The 22767-nt window shown below is 69.1% G+C and carries 15 protein-coding genes and 1 tRNA gene; 9 read left to right on the top strand and 7 right to left on the bottom strand.

Annotation, left to right across the window (positions count from 1 at the left end; translation table 11 throughout):
• The first annotated feature begins 21 nt into the window (after window positions 1–21).
• Window positions 22–2967, top strand: coding sequence for a DEAD/DEAH box helicase (locus tag ABZ495_RS19195; RefSeq protein WP_359837048.1), 2946 nt, complete (start codon window positions 22–24; stop codon window positions 2965–2967).
• The gene (locus ABZ495_RS19190; protein WP_359837046.1) at window positions 2967–7154 is read left to right on the top strand and encodes a DNA methyltransferase; all 4188 of its coding nucleotides are present in this window, start codon (window positions 2967–2969) and stop codon (window positions 7152–7154) included. Before ABZ495_RS19195 ends, ABZ495_RS19190 begins: the two co-directional genes overlap by 1 nt.
• Before the next feature lie 59 nt (window positions 7155–7213).
• Here the strand turns inward: ABZ495_RS19190 and ABZ495_RS19185 are convergent, their stop codons facing one another.
• The 3 genes from ABZ495_RS19185 to ABZ495_RS19175 all read right to left on the bottom strand — a co-directional run bounded on the left by ABZ495_RS19185 (window position 7214) and on the right by ABZ495_RS19175 (window position 8223).
• Window positions 7214–7699, bottom strand: coding sequence for an NUDIX domain-containing protein (locus ABZ495_RS19185; protein WP_359837044.1), 486 nt, complete (start codon window positions 7697–7699; stop codon window positions 7214–7216).
• 78 nt (window positions 7700–7777) lie between these two features.
• A complete protein-coding gene (locus ABZ495_RS19180) occupies window positions 7778–7909 on the bottom strand; it encodes a hypothetical protein (RefSeq protein ID WP_359837043.1) in 132 nt (43 codons plus the stop codon).
• Window positions 7910–7956: 47 nt separating this feature from the next.
• Window positions 7957–8223 carry a hypothetical protein gene (locus ABZ495_RS19175; RefSeq protein WP_359837041.1) on the bottom strand — a complete coding sequence of 89 codons (267 nt, stop codon included), beginning with the start codon at window positions 8221–8223 and terminating at the stop codon, window positions 7957–7959.
• 112 nt (window positions 8224–8335) lie between these two features.
• Here ABZ495_RS19175 and ABZ495_RS19170 point away from each other — a divergent pair, with 112 nt between their 5' ends.
• From ABZ495_RS19170 to ABZ495_RS19145, 6 genes are all read left to right on the top strand, one after another.
• Window positions 8336–9163 carry a helix-turn-helix transcriptional regulator gene (locus ABZ495_RS19170; RefSeq protein ID WP_359837038.1) on the top strand — a complete coding sequence of 276 codons (828 nt, stop codon included), beginning with the start codon at window positions 8336–8338 and terminating at the stop codon, window positions 9161–9163.
• Window positions 9160–9363, top strand: coding sequence for a DUF397 domain-containing protein (locus ABZ495_RS19165; protein WP_359837036.1), 204 nt, complete (start codon window positions 9160–9162; stop codon window positions 9361–9363). The genes ABZ495_RS19170 and ABZ495_RS19165 overlap by 4 nt, the downstream gene beginning before the upstream one ends.
• 183 nt (window positions 9364–9546) lie before the next feature.
• Entirely contained in the window at window positions 9547–11298 is a 1752-nt protein-coding gene (locus ABZ495_RS19160; RefSeq protein ID WP_359837034.1) for a DUF6119 family protein, read from the top strand.
• A gap of 40 nt (window positions 11299–11338) precedes the next feature.
• On the top strand, window positions 11339–13105 hold the full coding sequence (locus tag ABZ495_RS19155; protein WP_359837032.1) for a DUF4357 domain-containing protein: 1767 nt from the start codon (window positions 11339–11341) through the stop codon (window positions 13103–13105).
• On the top strand, window positions 13102–14373 hold the full coding sequence (locus ABZ495_RS19150; RefSeq protein ID WP_359837030.1) for a restriction endonuclease: 1272 nt from the start codon (window positions 13102–13104) through the stop codon (window positions 14371–14373). The genes ABZ495_RS19155 and ABZ495_RS19150 overlap by 4 nt, the downstream gene beginning before the upstream one ends.
• Before the next feature lie 75 nt (window positions 14374–14448).
• The gene (locus ABZ495_RS19145) at window positions 14449–16590 is read left to right on the top strand and encodes a UvrD-helicase domain-containing protein (protein WP_359837028.1); all 2142 of its coding nucleotides are present in this window, start codon (window positions 14449–14451) and stop codon (window positions 16588–16590) included.
• A 71-nt stretch (window positions 16591–16661) separates the two neighbouring features.
• Here ABZ495_RS19145 and ABZ495_RS19140 read toward each other — a convergent pair whose 3' ends face one another.
• Window positions 16662–18776, bottom strand: a complete 2115-nt coding sequence (locus ABZ495_RS19140; RefSeq protein WP_359837026.1) for an RNA-directed DNA polymerase — start codon at window positions 18774–18776, stop codon at window positions 16662–16664.
• A 523-nt stretch (window positions 18777–19299) separates the two neighbouring features.
• Window positions 19300–19653: an RICIN domain-containing protein gene (locus ABZ495_RS19135; RefSeq protein WP_359837085.1), complete on the bottom strand. Its 354-nt coding sequence runs from the start codon at window positions 19651–19653 to the stop codon at window positions 19300–19302.
• Between the two features lie 379 nt (window positions 19654–20032).
• Here ABZ495_RS19135 and ABZ495_RS19130 point away from each other — a divergent pair, with 379 nt between their 5' ends.
• The gene (locus ABZ495_RS19130; protein WP_359837024.1) at window positions 20033–20338 is read left to right on the top strand and encodes a hypothetical protein; all 306 of its coding nucleotides are present in this window, start codon (window positions 20033–20035) and stop codon (window positions 20336–20338) included.
• A gap of 803 nt (window positions 20339–21141) precedes the next feature.
• Here the strand turns inward: ABZ495_RS19130 and ABZ495_RS19125 are convergent.
• Both ABZ495_RS19125 and ABZ495_RS19120 read right to left on the bottom strand, forming a co-directional pair.
• Window positions 21142–21218: transfer RNA gene (locus ABZ495_RS19125), tRNA-Pro, on the bottom strand.
• A 132-nt stretch (window positions 21219–21350) separates the two neighbouring features.
• Complete coding sequence (locus ABZ495_RS19120; protein WP_359837022.1) at window positions 21351–22649, bottom strand: MFS transporter; 1299 nt, start codon at window positions 22647–22649, stop codon at window positions 21351–21353.
• Window positions 22650–22767 lie beyond the last annotated feature (118 nt).

Raw genomic sequence — 22767 nt, 5'->3', positions numbered from 1 at the left:
ACTGAGGAACCGAGACACTTCATGAGCCCCACGTACACGGCCGGCTCGCTGGTGACCGCCCGCGGCCGGGAATGGGTGGTGCTGCCCGAGAGCGCCGCCGACCTGCTCGTACTGCGCCCGCTGGGCGGCAGCGACGACGACATCGCCGCCGTCTTCCCGGCCTTCGAGAATGTCGAGCAGGCCGTGTTCGCCGACCCGGGCGCGGACGATCTGGGCGACCAGTACGCCGCCGGTCTGCTGCGCACCGCGCTGCGCATCGGATTCCGCTCCGGCGCCGGGCCGTTCCGCTCGCTCGCCTCCATCGCGGTCGAGCCGCGCGCCTACCAGCTGGTGCCACTGCTCATGGCGCTGCGCCAGCGCACCGTCCGGCTGCTGGTCTCGGACGACGTGGGCATCGGCAAGACGATCGAAGCCGGGCTCATCGCCAAGGAACTGCTGGCCCAGGGCGAGGCGAGCCGGCTGGCCGTGCTCTGCTCCCCCGCGCTGGCCGAACAGTGGCAGGGCGAGCTGCGGGAGAAGTTCGGCATCGACGCCGAACTGGTGCTCTCCTCCACGGTCTCCCGGCTGGAGCGCGATCTGGAGCTCGGCCAGTCGCTCTTCAAGAAGCACCCGTACACGATCATCTCCACCGACTTCATCAAGTCCACCCGCCACCGTGAGGACTTCGTCCGCCACTGCCCCGACCTGGTCATCGTCGACGAGGCGCACACCTGCGTCGCCGCCGACGACGCCCACGCCGGCACCAAGTCCGGCGCCAACCAGCTCCGCTACGAGCTGCTGCAGCGCGTGGCCGCCGACCCCGAGCGGCACCTGCTGCTGCTCACCGCGACCCCGCACTCCGGCAAGGAGTCCGCGTTCCGCAACCTGCTCGGCCTGGTCAAACCCGAGCTGGCCGAGCTGGACCTGGACAACCCGGCCGGCCGGGCCCGGCTCGCCGAGCACTTCATCGCCCGCAAGCGCGCGGACGTCCGCAGCTACCTCACCAAGGAGGACGGCCTCGCCGACGACTCGCTCGCCGAGCGCACCGCCTTCCCCTCCGACCGCTGGACGAAGGACGAGCCGTACAAGCTCGCCCCCGGCTACCGGGCACTGCTCGACGACGCGATCGCCTACGCGGGCGACCGCGTCCGGGCCGCCGGCAGCGAGGGCAAGCGCGAGGCACGGATCGCCTGGTGGTCGGTGATCGCGCTGCTGCGCTCGATGGTCTCCTCCCCCCGGGCCGCCGCCCAGACGCTGCGGACCCGCTCGGCCTCCGCCACCGCACGGACCGCCCAGGAGGCGGACGTGCTGGGCGCGCCGCTGAACAGCGACGCCGCCGACAGCGACACCCTCGAAGGCCTGGACGTCGCCCCCGGCGCCGGTGAGACCGAGGACGCCGGCGCCCGGCTGCTCGAACTGGCCGAGCGGGCCAAGGCCCTGGAGGGCACGCAGCAGGACGCGAAGCTGAAGGCGCTGGTCAAGCACCTCAAGTCGCTCCTCGCGGACGGCTACCACCCGATCGTCTTCTGCCGCTACATCCCGACCGCCGAGTACCTCGCCGAGGAGCTGTCCGGAGCCCTCGGCCGCAAGGCGAAGGTGGCCGCCGTCACCGGCACCATCTCCCCGCAGCAGCGACTGGAGCGCATCGAGGAACTCGCCGCCGAGGACGCCGACGACCCGGCCACCCGCCGCGTGCTGATCGCCACCGACTGCCTCTCGGAGGGCGTCAACCTCCAGCACCACTTCGACGCCGTCGTCCACTACGACCTGGCCTGGAACCCGACCCGCCACGACCAGCGCGAAGGCCGCGTCGACCGGTACGGGCAGAAGCGCGACCAGGTCCGCGTCATCACCATGTTCGGCGAGGACAACGGCATCGACGGCAAGGTGCTGGAGGTGCTGTTCGCCAAGCACCGGCAGATCCAGAAGGACCTCGGCATCTCCGTGTCCGTACCCGACGAGACCGCGTCCGGCGTCACCGACGCCATCGTCGAGTGGCTGCTGCTCCACGGCCGGCAGGGCGTCCAGGACAGCCTGTTCGACATGCCTGCCGCCCAGCAGTCCTTCGACAAGGCCGAACGGGAGTGGAACTCCGCCGCCGAACGCGAGAAGACCTCCCGCTCCAAGTACGCCCAGCGGTCCATCCACCCCGAGGAGGTCGCCCGCGAGGTCGCCGCCGTCCGGGCGGCGCTCGGTGGGGCGGAGGAGGTCCGCGAGTTCACGCTCGCCGCGCTGCACGGACTGGACGCGCTGGTCCGCGACCCCCGGGACGGCACCGGCGACTTCACCGCGCAGGTCGGCGGCACCCCGGCCGGGCTGCGCGATGCGCTCGCCGCCACCCTCGGCGGGCGCATCGTCGAGGAGGACCGCCAGATCCCGTTCCGCACCGATCCGGCGATCGCGCGCGGCGAGGCGGCCCTCGTCCGCACCGACCCGGCCGTCGCAGCGGTCGCCTCCTACGTCCTCGACTCCGCCCTCGACGCCAACACCCCCGGCCCCCGGCCGGCCCGTCGGTGCGGCGTACTCACCACGGACGCGGTGAGTGTCCGCACCACGCTGCTGCTCGTCCGGTACCGCTTCCACCTCACCCTGCCCTCGCGCACGGGCGAGAAGCAGGTGGTCGCTGAGGACGCGCGGCTGCTCGCCTTCGAGGGCATGCCGGCCCGGGCCCGCTGGCTCGACGACCAAGCCGCGGCCGAGCTGCTGTCGGCGCGCGCCTCGGACAACACCAACCCGCAGCTGGCCCGCAACCAGATCGTCCGGACGCTGGACGGCAAGGACGAACTGACGGACCACCTGAAGGAGTACGGCAAGCACCTCGCCGCCGAACTCGACGCCTCGCACCGGCGGGTCCGCAAGGCCGGCGACGAGATCGTCCGCGGCCTGAAGGTCGTCCCCCAGGAGGACGCCGACATCCTCGGCGCGTACGTCTACCTGCCCGCCACCCCGGCGCCCGCCGCCGCCCCGTCCGCTGGAGCCGTCGCCTGATGTCCGCCGCCACCCGCACCGCCCAGGTCTTCACCGCCGTGACCACCGTCGGCGGCCTGCTGCCCACCGACATGCTGCTGCGCATCGCCGAGGCCAGGAACCTGCCGGGCACCAAGCCCGCCGACTACGGTCTGCCCGCCTCGGTGCCGGTGCGGGACGAGGCCGAGCGGGCCTGGGAGTACCTGAAGCCGCTCTGGCGCGAGCTGCGTACGGCCCTGCCCTCGGACCCGATCACGGGCACACCGGCCGCCGACCCGACGGGGCGGGCGGGGACGGACTGGCTGGCGCAGCTGTTCCGCAAGCTCGACTTCGGCGCGCTGACGCCGGTTGGTGCGGAGGGCATCGTCGCCGACTCCGACGGCGGGCAGCGGTTCCCGGTCAGCCACCGGCACGGCCCGGCTCTGATCCACCAGATCCCGTGGAACCAGGAGTTGGACACGCGGGCCGCGGCGGGGCAGATGCCGGCGCAGTCCATGCTCCAGGACTGCCTCAACCGCACCGAGGCCCACCAGTGGGCCCTACTCACCAATGGTCGCCGCCTGCGGTTGCTGCGCGACTCGTCGTCCTTTGCGACTGCTGCGTACGTCGAGTTCGACCTGGAGGCATTGTTCGACGGCGAGCTGTTCAGCGAGTTCGTGCTGCTGTACTGCGTACTGCACGCCTCCCGGTTCGCGGTGGCGGAGGGGACGGCGGCTTCGGGGTGCTGGCTGGAGAAATGGCGGACGGTCGCCATCGAATCCGGCAGCCGGGCGCTCGACCACTTTCGTGACGGCGTCCAGGCGGCCCTCACCGCCCTCGGAACTGGGTTCCTGAGCCACCCACAGAATCACAAGCTCCGCGAGCATCTGGACGTCCAGGCCATGCAGACGGCGCTGCTACGTCTCGTCTACCGGATGATCTTCCTCTTCGTCGCCGAGGACCGGGGCGCCCTGCTGGATCCCGAGGCGAGCGTACAGATCCGCGAACGCTTCGCCCGCTACTTCTCCACGGCCCGGCTCCGCCGCAAGGCCCTGCTTCGCCTGGGCACCGCCCACGACGACCAGTACCGCGTCCTGGAGCTGTTGATCAACGCGCTGAGTTCCGAGGAGGGCCTCCCCGAGCTGGGCCTGAAAGGGCTCGGCGGCCTGTTCAACGACACACCGGCCGACGAACCCTTGCGCGACGCGCGGCTGGCCAACCGCCACCTTTTCGAGGCGGTCAAGCATCTGGCCCGGGTGCGTGACGCGGGCTCCGCGCGTTGGCGTCCAGTCGACTACCTGCACATGGGCGCCGAGGAACTGGGCTCGGTGTACGAGGCCCTGTTGGAACTCGTCCCGAAGCACAGCGCCGCCGACCGCACCTTCGAACTGGTCGACCGCATCGGCAACGACCGCAAGAAGACCGGCAGCTACTACACGCCAGCCGCACTCACCGAAACCCTGCTCGACTCAACGCTTAACCCGGTGATAGACAATGCCGTCAAGCGCGGAGAGCAGCGCGCGAACGCCGAGGGCCGTACAGACCCGGCCGACACAATCGTTGCAGAACTCCTCTCCCTGACGGTCTGCGACCCAGCATGCGGATCGGGCCACTTCCTCGTCGCGGCTGCCCGCCGTATCGCCAAGCGTGTCGCCGCAGTCCGCGAGCGCAACCCCGAACCCACGACCGACGCCGTACGCCATGCCCTGCATGAGGTCGTCGAGCGCTGCGTGTACGGCGTGGACCTTAACCCCCTGGCAGTCGAACTCGCCAAGGTTTCGCTATGGTTGGAGGCCATGGAGCCGGGTCGACCCCTCGGCTTCCTCGACTCGCACATCAAGCATGGCAACGGCCTGATCGGGGCGACCCCAGCGCTGATGCGGGACGGCATCCCGGACAAGGCGTTCAAGAAGACCGAGGGCGACGACGATGCCTGGGCAACCTCGCTGCTCAAGCGGAACTCGCTCGAGCGCGGGCATCAGGGCGAACTGTTCGAGGTCGAGACAGAGACGAAGGTTGCCAACGCCTCCTTCGCCCGCGGGCTGCGGCGGATCACTGCGGCCCCGGCCGCCGACCTTTCCGACATCCGCCGCAAGGAAGAGGCTTACCAGGAATGGTCAACCTCGACCGCGTACTTGCGCGCCTTGCACTTGGCGGACGCCTGGTGCGCGGCTTTCGTCTGGGTCAAGCACGAGGACGCACCGCCGGCCATCACTCACAAGGTGTTCCGCAGTCTTGAGGACCCCGAGGGCGACGCGGCACCGCAGTCGACGCATGACGAGATCATTCACCTGCGGAACCAGTACACCTTCTTCCACTGGCACCTGGAGTTTCCGGAGATCTTCACCGTCCCGGAGATCGGCGACACACAGAAAGACGTAGGTGCGGTCGACCCGGTGTCGGGCTGGGCCGGCGGATTCTCTTGTGTGGTGGGAAATCCACCATGGGACAAGGTCGACTTCGAGGACAAGAAGTACTTCAGCGTAGTCAACCCCGAGATCGCGGAGATCGCGGGAACTGCCCGTCGGACCCGCATCGTCGAGTGGGAGCAGGAAAACCCGGAAGCTAGCATGCGGTACCGGGAGGCGCGGCGCGCGGTCAAGGGGACGTTCCATTTCGCAGGAGACTCAGATGTTTTCCCGCTGTGCGCAAAGGGACTGACGGTCAAGGGCGTTAACTCGCTTCAGACTGACACGCTGTTTGCCGAACGGATGGCGAGCGTGGTTGCAGCCAATGGCAGGTTCGGCCTAATCCTTCCTACGGCGGTCGCCACTGGTGCGAGCTCCCAGTACCTTTTTGGTGACTTCACACGGCGGGGAGCTCTGGCGTCGCTGTACGACTTCGAGAACCGTCGCCCGAAGTCGCCAGCGCTGCCCACGGGCGGCAAGTGGTTCGAGAGCGTCGACTCTCGCTACAAGTTTTGCTTGTTCTCCCTTACCGGCCGCGCCGCGCGGGCGGATACCAGCCGCGTCGGTTTCTTCCTGTCCGACGTTACGGACCTGGAAGACGCCGATCGAGTTTTCGTCCTCGACCCGGAAGACTTGGCCCGGATCAACCCGAACACAGGCACCCTCCCGGTGTTTCGGACACAACGCGACGCAGACATCACAGCCAATATCTACCGTCGCGTGCCGGTGCTATGGAACGAGGGGCGTAGGAACGGCAACCCGTGGGGTATGAGCTTCAAACGTCTCTTCGACATGACTGACGACTCCGACCTCTTCCGCAGCCGTGAGCGGCTCGAAGCCGATGGGTGGGAGCTGCGAGGCAATGTCTTCGAGCGGGACGGAGCACTGATGCTTCCCCTGTATGAGGCAAAGATGGTCGACTTCTTCAACCATCGTGCCGCCGACGTCATCAAGAGCCCAACTGCTGTCAACCGCCAGAATCAGCCCAAATACCTGTCTACCGAAGCGCATCAGGACCCCGCGCGACTTGCCTTGCCCCTCAACTGGATCCAGCAGGACGGAACTATCCCCACACGACGCAACAACAAGGACGTTAAGGTCAAGGGGATCGAACTGCGTCTAGCCGAGGAAAAATGGGACCACAGGTGGCTCTGCGGCTGGTGCGATGTCACCGCCTCAACCAACGAGCGAACAGCCATTCCCGCCTTTCTTCCAAGAACAGCCGTTGGCCATAAGTTCCCCCTGATGATGCCCCGTGTTACCCCCCGATTGGTGGCCTCGTTGATCGCCACTCAGTCATCCCTAATCTTCGACTTCATCAGCCGCCAAAAAATTGGCGGCACCAGCATGGGGCTCTTCGTCTGGAAACAGCTACCTGTCCCTACTCCCGATAATCTCGAACGTCACGTTCCCTCCCTTCTCTCCCGCGTTCTCGAACTCGTCTACACCGCCTACGACATGGTTCCACTTGCCCGCGACTTGGGTGATGAGGGCGAACCGTTCCGGTGGGACGAGAACCGCCGTGCTCAGCTGCGCGGCGAACTGGACGCGTATTTCTTCCACCTATACGGAATCTCCCGCGAGGACACCGACTACATCCTGGAGTCATTCCAGACGGAGTCGGGGGGCCTGAAGAACAACGAGATCGCCAAATACGGCGAGTACCGCACCAAGCGCCTGGTCCTCGCCGAGTACGACCGGATGGCCGCCGCCGGGCTGACGCTGGAGAACCCGCTCATCGAAGGCGAGGCCGGCACCTACCGGTCCACGCTCAATCCGCCGCCGGGGCAGGGGCCCCGCCACCCCGCGGCTGACGCGTAACCGCGAGCGACCCTGCCCGCCTGGCGTTGTTCACCAGGCGGGCAGGTGACGTCCGCGCCCTACGCCGCCGGGACGCCCCGCAGGAGCATGGGCAGGTGGGCGCCCCGCCCGAGAGCATCCAGCGCGTGTTCCACCCGACGGTGCTGGTCGGCCTCCATCACGTCGGCGAACTCGGCGCGGTGGACCCAGCGGAGTTCGACAATCTCCGCCGGTGGCCGGTGGCGTCTGACGATCTCCTCCTGGGTCGGGACGAGTCGGCCGCCCCAGTAGACGAGGTTCATGCCCTCGGGCAGGAGCTGCATGGTCACGTAGTCCACGGCCAGGACGCGGGCCAGCGGCAGGACGAGGCCCGTCTCCGTCTCGATGTGTCGCCGGGCGGCGAGGTGCGGGAGTTCGTTGCGTTCGGCACTGCCTCCGGGGAGCAGCAGGCCTTCCTTGTAGGTGGTGCCGATCAGGAGGACGGCGCCGTCCCGGTTGAGGATGAGGGCCTGGTGGCCGAGTCGCCGGCCGGGCGGGTCGGTCAGGAGACTGGGCAGCGTGAACATCGTGATGCCTCCAAGGGGATGAGCGGTGCGCAGCCGTGCACCAGCGAGCGAGAGGTGCGAGGGGAGAGAACCGCGGGATCAGGCTCCCGAGATCGGGAGGGCGCCGATTGCTCCGGCCGCGAAGACGAGGCCGACGACCAGGAGCCACGGACCGGCGGGCCCGCTGCGGAGCGGCCAGCCGACCGCGAGGGCCACGAGAGCACTGAGCACGACGACGATCCCTTACAACAGCGGTGCCATGAAACCGGGTCGGGGCGTCACGCGACCTCTCCGACCGAGCCCGCCGTACGCGGCCGGCTCGAGTGCTGCACGGTGACGAAGCGGGGGGCGTCCAGTCGCTGGACGTTCCCGGGTCTGGTGGTCCACTCGCAGCCGCCGCCCTCGGCGCGGAGGTAGTAGAGCCCGGCGAGACAGTCCATGTAGACGCCCTCGGCCAGCCCTCCGTCGGATCCTCGCTTGGCCAAGTCGCGCGCGATCTCCCCGATTTGGGGCTGGTAGGCGGGGCTCGACTTCTTTCGCGGCATGACAGCCGCTCCCTTCTGTAGTCGATTCACTACCCAGGGCGACTTACTGTGTCGTACAGTCAGAGCAGTCTTCAACGTGTCAGACCTGCTCGAAGAGTAAGGAAGCTGGTCCGTGAACAAGGTTGAGCTGGATCCCGAGTCGTCGCCCGCAGCAGCATTCGGCGCCTTTCTCCGCAGTTCACGTGAGGCGCGGGGGTGGACCCAGGACGAACTCTCAAGCGCGACGGGCTACTCGGCGACGCACGTATCAGCCGTAGAAACCGGTCGACGTCCCCCAACCCGTCGACTGGCGCAGCAACTTGACTTGGCTTTCGGCACCGACGGCGTGTTCAAGCGTCACGCCGGTGACGTGAAGTACACGGCGCTCCTCGAAGGATTCCCGGAGTACGTTGCCCATGAGCGCCGCGCCGTCGAGCTCAGGCTCTTCACACTCGGCATCGTGCCAGGCCTGCTCCAGACCATGGAGTACGCAACAGCCGTCGCCGCTGGGGCAGTGCGCCGAGGCAGCATCACCTCGGAGCAGGCCGACGAGCGCGTCAAGGTCCTTGCCGGTCGACAGGCCCAACTGCGCCGCGAGTCACCACCACTGGTGCACGTGGTCATGGACGAGAGCTGTATCCGCAGGCCGGTCGGCGGCCCGTCGGTCATGGCCGGCCAGCTGGACCACCTGGTCGCGTTCGCCGAGCTGCCGCACACCGTCGTTCAGCTGGCGCCGTACGCCATAGGCGAGGATCGGGCGTTCGACCTCCCGGTGAACGTATTGACGCTCCCGAATCGCTCCTTGATGTCCTACGCGGAGTCCGCCCAGCAAGGTCACCTTGAGCGGGACAGCGACGCAGTGCTCCCGGTATTGACGGCCTACTATCAGCTGCAGGCCCTCGCCCTTTCCCAGGCTGAGTCCGTGGCCGTGATCCGCCAGCTAAGGAAGGAACTACCGTGACCACCGATCCCCAGTGGTTCAAGTCCTCGTACAGCAGCAACGGCGGCGACTGCATCGAGGTCGCGCGGAACTTCGCCGCCGACGACTTCGTCCCCGTCCGTGACTCCAAGGACCCCCAGGGCCCCGCCCTCGTCTTCCCGGCCACCGCGTTCGTAGCCTTCGTCGCGGCGGTCCAGGCCGGCGAGTTCGGCGAGGTCTGACAGTCCGAGCACAGCCCCCGCTCCGTTCGGAGCGGGGGCTTCCTGCTGCCCGGCGGGCGAACAGGGGTAGGGACGGGCGAGTAATTAACAGCACAGCCAAGCCCAGCTTGTTAACATTGCCAACAGAGTTCACTGCTACTCTGGTTAACACCTCGCCTCCCGACCAGCGATCGGCGGTTCCCCATGCGCGGACAGCTTGCCTTCCCCCTCGACCTCGACGTCCTTCCCGAGACCCGGCCGACGACCGTCTACCTGCTCCAGGGCGTCGGCTCCTCGCCCACCGAACTGCGTACCGCCCTGCGTGCCGAGTACGAGAAGCAGCAGGGGTTCCAGGTCAGGAGCATCACCATCGCCGGCATCCCCGGCGTCGCGTCGTACGGCGTCATCGGCGCGGGAAGGAAGCCGCCCTGGCAGGGAGACCTGGTCCGGCTCGTCAGCGAGCCCGTTGACCTGACGAACCACCTCGCGGCGGCGGCCGTCCTCCTGCCCGTGGACGACCGGGTCTTCGCGATCTGCTTCGGGTCCGGCCACCTCCTGCTGGAGTCCGCGTACACCACGCCGTCGTTCGGCCTGGACTTCGCCCTGCGCACGGTCGACCCCGGCACCGTCAGCGAGCTGACGCACACCCGGATGGACTCCCGCGCGTACACGGACCGCAGCTCCACGGCGCGCGGACAGCACATCCGCACCTTCGACCTGGACGAGTACGGCGAGATCTGCACCCGCGTCGTCGGCCGGGCCATGGAGATCGGCCTCAGCGCCGAGCGGAACCCGCGGATCAGGAAGGCCCGCCCGCGCGTCCTCGGCTCCGACTCCCTCAACGTGCGCCTCGCGCTCGAAGGTCCGCACCTCGTCTCGGACCTGCGGGCGATCGGCGCGCGGCTGGACCGGGAGCCCGACGCCGGGTTCGAGCGGATCTCCTACGTCCGCCGTCTCTCCCGGACCGATCCCCGCATCAAGGCCCTCGACGAGCGGCTGGCCGGGGCCCTGCACAGCTCCGCGGCGTCGGAGCGCGTCACTCTCGCACCCCCGTCCGCGCTGCTCGATGTCCTGGCGGAGAGCCAGTCGGCACGCGTGTCCCCCCGCTGCGGCAGGAAGCCGTTCCTCACCGAGGAGGTGACGCTCGACAGCCTCCAGGACCTTCTGGACGGCGTTCCCGCCGCAGACCGGCTGGACACCCTGAAGAGGGTCGGGATCCAGCTGATGACCGATATCGACGGCGGTCTGCCGGTCGGTTCGGCCACGGATGCGCTGAAGTGGGTCTCGGCGGAGTTCTCCCTGGACAACAGCTCCTTCCTCCGCCTGCAGAACAAGTGCTACGAGATCGGCGCGAACCACTTGGAGTACGTGGACGCCGAGGTGCGCAAGCTGTTCGCGGCGTCCCCGGACTACGGCCTCCCCGCGTGGCCGACGGCGGCCGAGGCCCTTGTGTGGGGGCTCAAGGACGCCCACGAGCAGGGGTACAACGAACTCGTCGCACAGAAGCTCGGGTGGGCCTGTCTGGACCGGAAGCTGATCACCTGCAAGCTGCACCCGCGCGGCTTCGAGGCGGCCGACCTGGTCTCTCCGGACGGCACTCTGGTTCACGTGAAGCAGGCGAGGGGTTCGGGCCCGCTCAGCCATCTGTTCGTCCAGGGCCACGTGTCGGCCGACGCCCTGCACGCCGAGAGCGACGCGAACGAGGCCTTCGTCGCGGCCGTCAGGAGGCGATTTCGCTCGTTCCCCGCGGGACGCTTCGAGCCGCGCCGGGTGGTCTTCGCCATCGCCCTGAAGACGGGCGCCGCGCTCACCCCCGACTCGCTGTTCACCGTCTCCAAGATCTCGCTCCTGCACACCGCGCGCGCCCTGCAGAACCTCGGCATCGAGGTCCACCTCCAGGGCATCGACTACCGGGCCCGCGCCGGACTCTCGTCGATTGACACCGTCAACACGTAGGCTTCACCCTGCCACCAGGCCGACGCACGAAAGGCTCGCCATGCCCCACCCGGATCACCCCGAGTTCCGCATCAAGCTGCCCGGCGTGGACCTCGTGGCACGAGGCCGGCTGCTCGACACGATCGGCAACAACGGCTCGCCCAAGTTCCTGCTGCTGGAGGGCTCGTCGGTGACCGCGACCGACTGGCCCAAGCTGGGCGACTACGGCCGCCGACTGCGCGCCGAGCTTCGGTCCGACTGGTCGCTGGTGGACGACCGCCCCGGCTACTGGGTGGCGAACCGCGACATCGAGTGCAACTCGCCCTCGGCGGCCGCCACCGTCGTGCTCGGCTACAACGCGGGCGGCCCGGAGACCTGGCGGACCGCCGACGGCCACCCGCTCTCCGACTACCTGCCCGGCAGCTGGCGCGTGCCGCACAAGGCGTGGCTGGTGCGCGGCTCCAACGTCTCCGGTCACAACCTGGTGCGCCGGCTCTGGCTCGCCGACGGGATCGTCTCGCTCTCCGGCGCCCACCTGCCGCCGCTCGACGAGTCGGACCCGACCAAGAGCGCACTGCGCAGTTACATCGAGGAGGGGTACGAGGGTTCCGCCACCTACAGCCAGAAGCACGGCCTGGTCGACGACATCCACGCGTTCCTGACGCAGATGCGGGTGGGCGACACCGTCGTCACCCTCGCCGACGGCCTGCTCCACCTCGGGGAGATCGACGGCCCGGCCGAACAGACCGACTCCCCGGGCGGCCTGTCCAACCTGCGGCGGAAGGCCGGCTGGCAGCCGGAGGGCCTTCCGTACGAGAACCTGCCGGAGGAGGTGCAGCAGAAGCTCTCGGTCCAGCACGACGTCGTCGACCTGACACCGATCGCGGACGTGCTCGTCCGGCTCCGCACTCCGGTGGCGATCTCGGCGCCCGCCGTGGACCTTCCGCCGGAGGAGGCGAAGGAGCTCGCGCTGCCGCCGGTCGACGAAGCCCTCGCCGGCGAACTTCTCGTCGACGGCACCGACTGGCTGGAGGAGGTCCGCGAACTCCTCCTGGAGGAGCGGCAGCTGGTCTTCTACGGGCCGCCCGGCACCGGCAAGACCTATCTGGCCATGAAGCTGGCCGAGCACTTCGGCGGTGGGCCCGAGCAGGTGAAGCTCGTGCAGTTCCACCCGTCCTACGCCTACGAGGACTTCTTCGAAGGGTTCCGGCCGGTCGAGGACCCGGAGACCCACGACGTCGCCTTCCGGCTGACCGCCGGTCCGCTGCGCGAACTCGCCGACCTCGCGTCGCGCGAGGGCAACCGGCACGTCCCGCACTTCCTGATCATCGACGAGATCAACCGCGCCAACCTCGCCAAGGTCTTCGGCGAGCTCTACTTCCTGCTCGAATACCGCAGGAAGTCCGTCCGACTCACCTACTCCGGCGACGACTTCGCCCTCCCGCCGAACCTCTTCGTCATCGGCACCATGAACACCGCCGACCGCTCCATCGCCCTCGTCGACGCCGCCATGCGCCGCCGCTTCGCCTTCGTCGAGCTCTCCCCGCGCACCGAGCCCACCCGGGGCCTGCTGCACCGCTGGCTGGAGCGCGAACAGCTGGACCCGGAGCCGGCCCGGCTCCTCGACGCCCTCAACGAGCGGATCGGTGACCCGGACTTCGCCATAGGCCCCTCCTACCTGATGAAGCCGGGCATCGACGCCGACAACCGGCTGCGCCGCGTCTGGCGGACGAAGATCCTGCCGCTGCTGGAGGAGCACCACTACGGCGAAGGCGAGGACATCGAGGCCCGCTACGGCCTCGACGCGCTGCGGAAGTCCCTGCCGTGAACCCCGAGGACGCTCCCGGTACGAGCATCGCCCTGCGTGAGTACGCCCGTGCCCGTTCCGTGCCGCTGGACCCCGCCACCGGACGGGCGCTGGCCGCCTCGGGTGTCCTGGAGAGCGCCGTACCGGACCCTCACCGAGACGGCCACTGGCTGCTGCGGGCCGGGAGCCTGGTCGGCGCGGTGCGGCTCCGCGTGCCGGAGACCAGCTGCTCACTCACCGTCCGGATCACCCCCAAGACACCGGTACGCCGGCTCTTCTTCCTCCTCGGCTTCAGCCTCGACCCGGCAAAGGCCTGGCGGAGCGGGCGGGACGGCACCGTGGACGCGGGGGCGTACGAGGACGTGGTGCCCGCCCTCGCGCACGCTGTCGAGCGGCAGATCGACGCGGCGCTGCGGCAGGGCGTGCTGCAGGGCTACCGGCGGGTGGAGGAGTCCGCGCTGGTCGTGCGCGGACGGATCCGCGAGGCGGAGCAGCTCCGAAGGCACTTCGGCCGTACTCCGCCGGTGGAGATCACCTACGACGCGTACACGGCGGACATCCCGGAGAACCGGATCCTCCGTGCCGCCGCCGAGTCGCTGTTGCGGCTGCCCGGCGTGCCGGGCCCGGTACGGCGGCGTTTGGCGCATCACCGCGTGCGCCTCGTCGACGCGGAGCCGCTGGTGCGCGGGCACGCCCTTCCGGCCTGGCAGCCGTCGCGCCTCAATGCCCGCTACCAGCCCGCTCTCCGGCTGGCCGAGGTCATCCTGGCCGGAGCCTCACCCGAGCACCGGCCCGGCGACCTCCGGTTGGACGGCTTCCTGTTCGACATGAACGCCCTCTTCGAGGACTTCGTCACCGGCGCGCTGCGCGAGGCCGTCCGCGAGCACGGACTCACCGCCCGTCTGCAGGACCGGCACCACCTGGACACCGTCGGGCGCATCCGGATCCGCCCCGACCTGGTCGCGTACGCGGCCGACGGGCGCACTCCGGTCGGCGTCGTCGACGCCAAGTACAAGACGGAGAAGACCGCGGGCTACCCGAGCGCCGACCTGTACCAGGTCCTCGCCTACTGCACCGTCCTCGGGCTGGACGAAGGGCACCTCGTGTACGCGGCGGGCCGTACGGACGGGCACGTCCACGAGGTGCGCGGCTCCGCCGGCCCGCAGGGCCAGGGCATCCGGCTCCATCAGCACGCCCTCGACCTGAACCGCGGCCCGGACGAGCTCCTCGCGGACTTCCGCGACCTCGCCGCCCGGCTGGCAGCGGTCCCCATCCGACTGCGGTCGTGACCGCCGAACAACGGGCCACCTGAGCACGGCACACCCGCGATACCGCCACGACCACTACTCGGACCGAGAGGGATCATGCCCCGACTCGCTTTCGCCCACAGCTTCTGGGACGGCTACGACACCCTGGAGAAGCCGGTCCGCGCCGGCGTCCGCAAAGCCATGGCCAAGTTCCAGGCCCTGAGCGCCGCCGAACTCAACGCCGACAAGGGCCTTCATCTGGAGTCGGTGGAGAACTCCCGTGATCCGCGCATGCGGACCATCCGGATCACCGGCTTCTGGCGCGGTGTCGTCCTCGCGCCGGACGACGGCAGCGACGTCTTCCTGCTCGTCAACGTCCTGCCGCACGACGACGCGTACTCCTGGGCGGCGAAGCGGCTCTACAGCGCGAACACCGCCACCCGCGCCCTGGAGGTCCGCAACGCCGTCGCCATCGACCAGCTGACCCCGATGTACGAGGAAGCGGCCCGCCGAGCACCCGAGCTGCTTTTCGAGAAGGTGTCCGACGGGACGCTGCGCGACCTGGGCGTCGACGACCAGGTCTTGCGCGCCGTGCGCTCCATCGCGGACAAGGCGCAGTTGGAGGCGTTCGCCACGCTGCTCCCGGAGGACCAGCTGGAAGTGCTGCAGTACCTCGCGGAGGGCTTCACCCCGGAGGATGTCTACCGGGACGTCGTCGCGGTGCGCCGTCCGGCCGACGCCCCGTCCGAGCCGGTCGAGGACCTGGCCACCGTCATCGCGAACACCTCGGCGCGCATCCGGATCGTCACCGGGGCGGAGGAGCTGGCGGAGGTTCTGGAGAAGCCGTTCGCCGCTTGGCGGGTCTTCCTGCACCCGTCCCAGCGGCGCGTCGCCTTCCGTACCTCCTACGGCGGACCGGTCCAGGTCACCGGAGGTCCGGGCACGGGCAAGACGGTCGCCGCACTGCACCGCGTCAAGCACCTGCTGGGACGCTCCGCCGACAGTCGGATCCTGCTCGCGACGTACACCAACGCGCTCGCCTCCGGCCTGCGGGACAACCTCGACCTCCTCCTCGACCACGACGAGGCACTGCTCGGACGGGTCGACGTCACCACGGTCGACGCCTACGCCAACGGGATCGTGCGTGGTCGGGACTCGCGCGTACCGCAGCCGATCGGTGACCGGGAACAGCAGCAGCTGTGGGGCAGGGTCGCCAAGCGACTCGACCTGCCGTTCACCGAGCGGTTCCTCGCACAGGAGTACCGCCACGTCGTGCTGGGTCAGAACCTGCACGACCTCGACTCCTACCTCGCGGCCTCCCGCAACGGACGGGGTACCGGGCTGGGTCCGGGCCGGCGCAAGCTGCTGTGGCAGGGCGTCGAGCTCTTCGAACAGATCCTGCGCGATCGCGGCGAGACCACCCACCTGGGCATCTGCGCCCGAGCCGCCGACCTGCTCTCCGAGCAGGGGCCGGCATACCGGCACGTCGTCGTCGACGAGGCCCAGGACCTGCACCCGGCCCAGTGGCGGGTACTGCGTGCGTCCGTCGCCGCCGGCCCGGACGACCTGTTCCTCACCGGCGACCCGCACCAGCGCATCTACGATTCGCGCGTCACACTCGCCTCCCTCGGCATCCAGACCTCGGGCCGCAGTTTCCGGCTGCGCGTCAACTACCGCTCCACCGAGGAGATCCTGGCCTGGTCGGCGAGGCTGCTCGCCCCGGTGACGGTCGACGCCCTGGAAGGCGACGGCACCGACTCCCTGGCCGGCTACCGCTCACTGCTGCACGGCCGTCGGCCGGAGACGCACGGCTACGCGAACCGGCAGCAGGAGGTGATGGCACTCGTCGCACAGGTCGAGCGATGGATCGCGGCCGGCATCGTGCCCGGTGAGATCGGCGTCTGCGCCCGCTTCAACCTGGCCCTGGACAAGGCCGAGGAGAAGCTGAAGGCGGCCGGGGTGCCGATCGCCCGTGTCAAGGGACAGGCCCTGACCGGTGATCCCGGAGTGCGGCTGGCGACGATGCACTCCATGAAGGGGCTGGAGTTCCGGGCCGTCGCAGTGCTCGGCGCCTCGACCGATGCCGTGCCCTTCCCCCGGGAGATCACCCCTGCCGATGTCGATCCGCTGCAGCACCAGTCCGACTTGCTGCGTGAACGCTGTCTGTTGTTCGTCGCCTGCACCCGCGCACGCGAAGCGCTTCGGGTGACGTGGAGCGGGGAGCCCAGCGCGTTCCTCCCACCCTCGGAACGAACGTGAGGCGGCCCCTTGGACTCCGGAGGGTCAGGTAAGGGCGTGCACCGGCGGCCGGTGCACGGTGAGCACCCTGATCACTCTTTTCTCCTCCGAAGCCTGGAGGCGGAAATGCGCCGTTGGCCCATCTCCATGATCAGGCCGGCCGACCTGACCGTGAGATTGAGAGCGACCGTCTCGGGAACCTCCTGGGTGGGGCCGAGATGTCCGGCGATGTAGTCACCCATCCGGACACCAGGGTCCAGCCGCTTGAGAACCATGTAGGCGATGGACTCCGCCTCGACCTCGTTGCGGGCGTGGATCTCCACGGCCTCCCTGTCCGAGGAAGGCTTCACGTACCGGTCGGACCAGATGCCCCCGGGACCGGCACCGAGATGCCCGCAGAACAGGTGCCCGAGCTCGTGGGCGAGCGTGGCGTACCGGTCCAGCAGCGGCAGGTTCTGGTTGACCTCGATCTCGAACAGCACCGGGTATGCCTCCGGCCTGCCTCCGGGCCTGCTGCCAGGGCGCTCGACCAGCCCGCGCTGCCTACTGCGGTACGCGCGCCCGCAAGAGGCGGCCCCGTGGTTGACCAGGGTGAGCCGGATCCCCAGCGGCGCCAGGTTCGTCTCGGTGTGGTGCCAGATCTCGGCCACGTCCTTCTCGTCGACTCGGGAGGACACCGACACCGGGGCCGTGATCGCCTGGGGTAGCGGCAGGGCCCCGGGCAGGGCTTCGGTGTCCCCGACGTCGTAGACCAGCATGTAGGGCCCGCGGGGCTGGAAGATCAGCAGCGGCTGGGCACCGGGCTTGAGCACCCGCCAGTACTTCGACTTCCACTCCGAGGAGGACAGGACATACCGCGCTCCCGGCTTCTGGATATGGACCACCATCGCGTTGAACGGTGCGTACCGCTTGAACCGACCGACGAACTCGAGCATCTGCAGGTAGTCCGATGAGGAACGATAACGCTGGGCGCCGCGAACGAGGTCGTCGATGGAGGCCTTGGCCAAGTTCTCCTGGGTGGCTTCGACCTCCGCCTCCCACGGCATATCGAGCCCGAGCTGCCCGATCACCGGGTCCACGGTCCTGAGCGGAATCCCGCGCAACCGCTTCCAGTCCGTGAGCTGCCCTTCCGCCCAGCCGGGTTCGACCATGTGCGCGAACGACAGCAGCCCGGTCACGTGGGCGTCCAGCGCCGCCGGATCCTCGAAGTTCTGGTGCCGGCGATGCTGCTCCACACCGAACGAGGCCGCCCCTCGCACATGCTTGGTGATGCGGCGCTTGTACTCGCGCGTCAGGCGGGGAACGGGGCCGTCGACGAGGATGCCCAGCACACTGCGGCGGGCGCCGGGACGGGCCACATAGGTCTTCTTCGTGTTGAGCATCATGCCCAGCGGTTCCAGGGCCTCCTTCACTCCGGCCACGAGACGGTCGACGCCGACGTGGTGGACGCGCCTTCGGCTGGAGAAGTACAGGTCGTCGCTGTAACGGGTGTAGCGCAGCCCCAGGGACTCCGCAAGGTGGGTGACGACAGCATCGACCTCACGCATGACGATGTTCGACAGGTACCCGCTTGTCGGGGCACCCTGCGGCAGGAACCCCTCGCGGGTGTGCTGGTGAACCAGGCTCGGCCGACGAACGCGGAAGCTCTGTCCGGTGGCCGCCAGGTACACATCGCGACGCCCGGTTCCACGGTTCGTCCAGGTCTCCCTCGCCGCAGGTGGTGACACCGTGACCAACCGGGCCATGGTGTAGGTGTCCAGGGTGCGGCCCGTACGCCGTAAACCGACCTCCAGACGGCCGTCATCCCTCACCAGGTCGATCCGGTACTCACGCTTCGTCGGGGCGGTCCAGGCGTCCTTCAGCGCGGCATGGACGTGTCGTTCCCGGATGCTCCCGAAGAAGTCGGCGATGTCCAGTCGAATCACGGTGTGGGCGCGCACGTGAACGGCAGCGCAGTCCACGACCGAACGGCCACCTCGGTAGGCGAACGCCGCCGGGTGCGGCTGGGACTCGGCCGGAAGGGTCTCCAGCCGGGCAAGGATCTCCTGCTGGAGCCCGGACAACCGCGGAACCGGGGCGTGCAGGACCCTCGTCCCACCGCTGCGCTTGGGGATCCGATGCTCGATGTACGGGTAGATCGAGCCGCTGACCACCGCCTTGAGGAACTGCGCCGGGCTAAGGTCCGCGAAGTCGTCTGCCGTCGTCACCGAGCCGCCTCGTTCCCGCTTGTGAGACGCGGTCGGCGAGCCTCACCTTGAGCGTTTCACCGCCCCTTCCCGGGCGGTCCGCTGTATCCCCTCCGCCACCCCGTGCAAGCACGGGGCCCGACCCCGGACACCTGATGTGATCAGCACCGAAGCACCCCGGACCGGAGGGCCCATCGCCAGGGATGGGTTCCTGAGACCCGCCGACTGCGTAAGTCAGATCGTAGTCGCCGAATGTCGAACTCAGCATTGAGGGTGGCTTACTGACTCACCGAGCTTGCTGACCCACCGAGCCCACCAGCTCGTTCGACTCCGCACCCTACCGAACGCCGCGCGACCGGCGGGGCCATTCTGTCCCATCGAGTCAGCCCCGGCCCGTCCCCTGTTCGCCGACCGGACCTCCCGGCACACCGCCTCGAAAGTCAGCGATGGGGCAACCACCGCACGAGCCGTCGCGACCGGACACGCCCGTGCCGGGCGGAGGGTCATCCTCCGCCCGGCACGGGCGCGGTGAGCGGGGCGGCGCTCAGACCGCGGGATTGACGGTGAGGTTCCACCGCTGATTCGCATTACCGAGGCAGGACCAGACTCCCAAGCCGGTGTCGCTGATGGTGACCCAGCCGGGAGTCTCCAGGCAGCGGTCGACGGCAGGGTTGTACAAGGAGCCGTCGGCACGCAGCACCCACTGCTGGCCGCGCGCCCCGACACACTCGGACATCGCAACCGGGGAACCGTTCCCGGCACTTTCGGGAGCGGTGAGACAGGCAGAGCCGGCTCTTACCGTGCCGTCTGACGCGAAGGTCAACTTCTGGCTCATCCCAACCCAGCAGTCCCAGATGGCAGGGCGGTGGCCGTCCGCGGCTGGTCCCATGCAGTCGATACATTTCCCGCAGCATATCTTGCTACGGCCCGCTCGGATGCTGTAACCGGTGGCAGGCTAACCCGGCTCCTCGCTGGCACCGGACTCACTGACAGGGCTCGTTGATGGGCAGCGGTGGTGATGGGTTCATGGTTCGAACGGGAGATTCCGCCGTGACGGGGCACGCCCTTCTGCGCCTGCTGTTCGGGGCCGACCGCTCCACGATCACCGGGCGTTCGCCGACCAGGTCGGCATCCACTCCGACTTGGTCACCGGCCGCACATCTCATCAGTCGCCACGAAAAATCTACCGATAACCAAATCAGCGCCCCGGACGATCGAACTGGTGCTCAGTCAACTGGTGCCTGGAAGATGCGCAGTTGGAACGCCATAATCTCTGCATGACCGACGACGGCGTGCTTACCTGCAGCGACTACAACAACTGCCCCCACGGCGACGATGTGGACTGCGAGACTTCGTTCGAGGTGACGCAGCCCGGCGACCGCCGGCGCTGGTACGTCCAAGAACACAACCTGCTGGTCGATGACGGCGGCGGTTTCGAGATGGACGTCGAGTTCCTCCGCCGGGACCCTTCGTGGCTGGCAGATCGACGGATCGTGGATCGGGTGCCCAGGAAGATCCTGGAGGAGATCGCTGTGGGCGTCGGACAGAAAGCAGACCGGGATCGCCGCCGCCAGCAATCGTGACCAACAGCCGCCGGGACGGCGAGCTGGCAACTGAGCCGACCACGAAGAATTCCCGTCAGGCCCCGCGTCGCCGAACGGCCATGGAACGCCACACCCGAAATCGGCTGCCGTCGATCACGCGTACGGGTCCCGCCGTGTACGGGGCTCCCAAACGTCGCGGGTGACCCCCTCCGGCAAGGCGGGCCGGCGGCGCAGCAGCGACCGTGGGCCTCGCCCTTGGCCACGAGCCAGCCTGCGCCGACGAGTTCGCGGATGTCGCGTTGAGCCTGCTGTTCGCTGAGTCCGGCGTCGGCCCGATAGGTTGCGCGGCGCAGGCGGTTGCCCATCACCGCGGGGAAGAGGGCGTCAAGCATGCGGTCGGGCCAGCCGCGCTGTCGACGGCATCGTCGAGGGCGGTCCAGACCTCGCGGGCAGTGTTCACCTGGCGCTTGACGCTCTGGGCCTGCCGATGGTGGGCGCGCAGGCAGAGCCGGATCCAGGACAGGGTGTCTCGACGGGAGTTCGGACCGGTCCACCGATATCAGCGAGGATGTCGTAGTAGCGGTAGGTGTTGCGGGCCCGGCCGAGCCATTCCTCGATGCTGGAGAACTCCCGCACCGAAGAGATGACCGGCCGGCGATCAACGGCGCGCTGATTCCCGGATGACTGAACAAACGCCCCGTCAACCCAGCGGATGCCCCAGACCTGCGGCAATGCGCTCAGCAGGGTGACGCGAGCGAGCGTTCATGACCATCGTGCGATCACCAAAAGAAAAGGCCATCCCCATCTTTTCGATAGGAATGGCCTCCGACCTGCGAAAACGCTGGTCGGGACGACAGGATTTGAACCTGCGACCCCTTGACCCCCAGTCAAGTGCGCTACCAAGCTGCGCCACGTCCCGTGGTCTCGGTGCCTTCGGCGGGGCCTGGGGGGCTCTGCTGTGGGGCTTCTCGACCTTGTCGCCGTTGTCCCGGCGACGTGGAAAACAATACAGCACGTCGGGGGGTGCTCGCTGCCAGGTATGGCGGTGGTGTCAGGGGGTCGGGTGGCGGGCGTCGTAGCGGAGGAAGGCGGGGCGGCGGGCGGCGAGCAGGGCGATGGCGGCGACGCAGGCCAGGCCGCCGCTGATGACGGAGGTGGCGGGGTTGGTGAGGGAGGCCACGGTGCCGGACTCGAAGTCGCCGAGGCGGGGGCCGCCGGCGACGACCACGATGAAGATGCCCTGGAGGCGGCCTCGCATCTCGTCGGGGGCCGCGACCTGCATCATCGTGTTGCGGAAGATCATGCTGACGGTGTCGGCGCAGCCGGCGACGGCGAGCAGGAGGAGGCCGAGCCAGAGGTTGTGGATCAGGCCGAAGGCGGCGATGGCGAGGCCCCAGGCGGCGACGGCGGCGAGGACGGCCACGCCCTGGCGGTTGACCCGGCCGACCCAGCCGGAGAACAGGGCGCCGGTCAGGGCGCCCACCGCGGGGGCGGCGACCAGCAGGCCGACGGTGCGGGCGTCGCCGGCGTAGAAGGTGACCGCGATGGCGGGGAAGAGGGCTCGCGGCATACCGAAGATCATCGCGGCCAGGTCGGCCAGGAAGCTGGTGCGCAGGTTCGGCTGCTCCCGCAGGAAGCGCAGGCCGTCGAGGACGGAGGCGCGGCCGCGGCGGTCGCCGAGCGGGCGCATGGCGGGCAGGCGCCACATCGCGTACAGGGTGGCGGCGAAGGCCACGGTGTCGACCAGGTAGGCGGCCTGGGTGCCCCAGGCGCCGATGAGGACGCCGCCGAGCATGGGGCCGACGGTGAGGCCGAGGTTCATGCTGACGGTGTTCAGGGCGTTGGCGGCGGGGAGTTGGTGGCTCGGGACGAGGCGGGGGATCATCGCCGACCGGGCGGGCGAGCTCAGTGCGAAGAAGCCCGCCTGGACGGCGACGGCGGCGTAGAGGACGGCGACGAGGCCGAGCCCGGCGAAGGCCTGGGCGGCGAGGACGGCGGAGACCGCGGCGAGGCCGGCCGAGCCGATCAGGCCGAGCTTGCGCCGGTCCACGGTGTCGGCGATCGCGCCGCCGTAGAGGCCGAAGGCGACCAGCGGGAAGAGGGAGAAGAGCCCGACCAGGCCGGTGGCGAAGCTGGAGCCGGTCATGTCGTAGACCTGGACGGAGACGGCCACGGCGGTCATCTGCTGGCCGATGGACGAGACCGCCTGCCCGAACCAGACCCGCCGGTAGTCGACGTTGTCGCGCAGCGGGCTGAGGTCGGCGAAGGCCTTGCGGTACCAGCGCGCGGACGGGGCGGGGAGCTCTGCCGACGCTGCGGGGGGTTCGACGGACGAGGCGGGGGGCTTCACGGCCGGGGCCGGGGAGGGACCACCCTCAAGGCCCCCAGGGGGCGCGGCCGGCCCCGGGGGCGCCGCGGGAACCGGGGACACGACAGGTGCCCGGGGCACGACAGGTACCGGGGGCGCG

The sequence above is a fragment of the Kitasatospora sp. NPDC005748 genome (assembly GCF_040630735.1).
Lineage (GTDB): Bacteria > Actinomycetota > Actinomycetes > Streptomycetales > Streptomycetaceae > Kitasatospora.
The sequence above is the reverse complement of the archived record's forward strand: the minus strand, read 5'-3'. Positions and strand labels throughout refer to the sequence as shown.

Bases quoted from the DNA above. Each gene is read 5' to 3' on its own strand.
- ABZ495_RS19190 (WP_359837046.1), top strand. From the start codon at position 2,967: ATGTCCGCCGCCACCCGCACCGCCCAGGTCTTCACCGCCGTGACCACC.
- ABZ495_RS19155 (WP_359837032.1), top strand. From the start codon at position 11,339: ATGCCCCACCCGGATCACCCCGAGTTCCGCATCAAGCTGCCCGGCGTG.
- ABZ495_RS19185 (WP_359837044.1), bottom strand. From the start codon at position 7,699: ATGTTCACGCTGCCCAGTCTCCTGACCGACCCGCCCGGCCGGCGACTC.
- ABZ495_RS19175 (WP_359837041.1), bottom strand. From the start codon at position 8,223: ATGCCGCGAAAGAAGTCGAGCCCCGCCTACCAGCCCCAAATCGGGGAG.
- ABZ495_RS19160 (WP_359837034.1), top strand. From the start codon at position 9,547: ATGCGCGGACAGCTTGCCTTCCCCCTCGACCTCGACGTCCTTCCCGAG.
- ABZ495_RS19195 (WP_359837048.1), top strand. From the start codon at position 22: ATGAGCCCCACGTACACGGCCGGCTCGCTGGTGACCGCCCGCGGCCGG.
- ABZ495_RS19145 (WP_359837028.1), top strand. From the start codon at position 14,449: ATGCCCCGACTCGCTTTCGCCCACAGCTTCTGGGACGGCTACGACACC.
- ABZ495_RS19130 (WP_359837024.1), top strand. From the start codon at position 20,033: ATGACCGACGACGGCGTGCTTACCTGCAGCGACTACAACAACTGCCCC.